The sequence below is a fragment of the Streptomyces sp. NRRL B-24085 genome (genome assembly GCF_001282115.1).
Lineage (GTDB): Bacteria > Actinomycetota > Actinomycetes > Streptomycetales > Streptomycetaceae > Streptomyces.
On record NZ_LJBR01000355.1, the window covers coordinates 1 to 2,889 of the forward strand.

At 71.1% G+C, this 2,889-nt stretch carries 2 protein-coding genes; both read left to right on the forward strand.

What is annotated here, in order from left to right:
* The first annotated feature begins 232 nt into the window (after positions 1–232).
* Complete coding sequence (locus tag AOJ26_RS32185; RefSeq protein WP_053851897.1) at positions 233–2,467, forward strand: RNA degradosome polyphosphate kinase; 2,235 nt, start codon at positions 233–235, stop codon at positions 2,465–2,467.
* On the forward strand, positions 2,448–2,889 hold a 442-nt coding region (locus tag AOJ26_RS32190), incomplete at its 3' end, for a CHAD domain-containing protein (RefSeq protein WP_159044445.1). The genes AOJ26_RS32185 and AOJ26_RS32190, both read left to right, overlap by 20 nt.

Here is a 2,889-nt window from a genome sequence, read left to right on the forward strand (position 1 = left end):
ACCAAGCCGCACCCACACCCCCGCGAGCCGCCCCCCGATATCCCGAACGCCATGTCGCCGTAACCGTCGGTTCAGACAGGCTTGCGAGGCTCAGCGAATGAAGCCCGCCGTGCCAGAGCCTTCGCCGCCGCCCGAGGGGTCCGCGGGGAACGGGGACGCCCCGGTCACCGCCGCGCTCCCGCTCGCGGCATCCGACGCGCCCGTTTCGCTCCTGGCGCGGAAGAATGGGTCCATGAGCCAGTCGAACGCCCAGGCAGAGGTCCAGCACGTGCAGCCCTCCGTGGGCTCCATAGCCGCGCACCGCCCGCACACCGTGTCGGCCACCGTCTCCGATCTGGAACCCGACCTCGACGCCGATCTCGACGCGTACGAGGAGATCCCGGTCGACGGTGCCGCCCAGCTCCCGCAGGGCCGTTTCCTCGACCGGGAACGCAGCTGGCTCGCCTTCAACGAGCGGGTCCTGGAACTCGCCGAGGACCCGAACACACCCCTCCTGGAGCGCGCGAACTTCCTCGCCATCTTCGCCAGCAACCTGGACGAGTTCTTCATGGTCCGGGTGGCCGGACTGAAGCGCCGTATCGCCACCGGCGTCGCCACCCGCTCCGCCTCCGGCCTCCAGCCCCGCGAGGTGCTGGAGATGATCTGGGCCCGCTCCCGCGAGCTGATGGCCCGGCACGCCGCCTGCTACCACGAGGACGTCGCCCCCGCACTCGCGGAGGAGGGCATCCACCTGGTCCGCTGGAACGAACTCCAGGAGAAGGAGCAGGCTCGCCTGTTCACCCTGTTCCGGCACCAGATCTTCCCGGTCCTGACCCCCCTCGCGGTCGACCCGGCGCACCCCTTCCCGTACATCTCCGGCCTCTCCCTGAACCTGGCCGTGATCGTGCGCAACCCGGTCAACGGCAACCGCCACTTCGCCCGGGTCAAGGTCCCGCCGCTGCTGTCGCGCTTCCTGGAGTCCTCCCCCGGCCGCTACGTCCCCATAGAGGACGTCATCGCCGCCCACCTGGAGGAGCTGTTCCCGGGCATGGAGGTCCTGGAGCACCACACCTTCCGGGTCACCCGCAACGAGGACCTGGAGGTCGAGGAGGACGACGCCGAGAACCTCCTCCAGGCCCTGGAGAAGGAGCTCATGCGGCGCCGCTTCGGCCCGCCGGTGCGCCTGGAGGTCGAGGAGTCCATCGACCGCGAGGTGCTCGACCTGCTGGTGCGCGAGCTGAAGATCTCCGAGGCGGAGGTCTACCCGCTGCCCGGCCCCCTCGACCTCACCGGCCTCTTCCGCATCGCGGGCCTGGACCGCCCCGAGCTGAAGTACCGCAAGTTCATCGCGGGCGTCCACCGCGACCTGGCCGAGGTCGAGTCGGCGTCCGCGCCGGACATATTCGCCGCCCTGCGCACCCGTGACGTCCTGCTGCACCACCCCTACGACAGCTTCTCGACGTCCGTCCAGGCCTTCCTCCAGCAGGCCGCCGACGACCCGGACGTCCTCGCCATCAAGCAGACCCTGTACCGCACCTCGGGCGACTCCCCCATCGTCGACGCCCTCATCGACGCCGCCGAGGCCGGCAAGCAGGTCCTCGTCCTGGTCGAGATCAAGGCCCGCTTCGACGAGCACGCCAACATCAAGTGGGCGCGCAAGCTGGAGGAGGCCGGCTGCCACGTGGTCTACGGCCTGGTCGGCCTCAAGACCCACTGCAAGCTGTCCCTGGTGGTCCGTCAGGAGGGCGACACGCTACGGCGGTACAGCCACGTGGGCACCGGCAACTACCACCCGAAGACGGCACGGCTCTACGAGGACCTCGGTCTGCTCACCGCCGACCCGCAGGTGGGCGCCGACCTGTCCGACCTGTTCAACCGGCTGTCCGGCTACTCCCGCCGCGAGACCTACCGCCGCCTCCTGGTGGCGCCCAAGTCCCTGCGCGACGGCCTCATTTCCCGGGTGAACAAGGAAGTCCAGCACCACCGCGCGGGGCGTCCGGCCTTCATCCGCATCAAGGTCAACTCCATGGTGGACGAGGCGCTCATCGACTCGCTCTACCGCGCGTCCCAGGCGGGCGTGCCGGTCGACGTCTGGGTGCGCGGCATCTGCGCGATCCGCCCGGGCGTCGCGGGCATGTCGGAGAACATCCGGGTCCGCTCGATCCTCGGCCGGTTCCTGGAGCACTCCCGGGTCTTCGCCTTCGGCAACGGCGGCGAGCCCGAGGTGTGGATCGGCAGCGCCGACATGATGCACCGCAACCTCGACCGCCGGATAGAGGCACTGGTCCGCGTCACCGACCCGGCCCACCGGGCAGCCCTGAACCGGCTGTTGGAGACCGGCATGTCCGACACCACCGCCTCCTGGCACCTCGGCCCGGACGGCGAGTGGACCCGGCACGCCACGGACGCGGACGGCCAACCCCTGCGCAACGTCCAGGAGATGCTCATAGACGCCCGGAGGCGCCGGCGTGGCACAGCAACACCTTGAACCGACGGATCCCCTGTCCGGGCACGTCGGGCCGTCCACCGGGGACGCCCTCGCGGGCTACCTGCGGTCCCAGGCCACGGAGTTCCTCCGCGCCCTGCGCCAGCACCGCGACCCGGGTGGTACGGCGGCGGGCGCGGAGGGCCCGGTCGACGCGGCCCGGGCCCTGCGCCGCTCGGTGCGCCGCATCAGCGCCAGCCTCCACACCTTCCGCCCCCTCCTGGACGCCGACTGGTCGGAGTCGCTCCGTCCCGAACTGGCCTGGCTGTCCGGGACCTTGGGCATGGAGCACGCGTACGAGTCCCGTCTGGAACGGCTGCTGCTGGCCCTGCACCGGCTGTCCGGCGCGGTGTTCCCGGCGCAGGGAGTGGGCCCCGCGGCCCACTCCGCCCCCGCCCCGGACCTCGGCTCCTCCCGCTTCCACG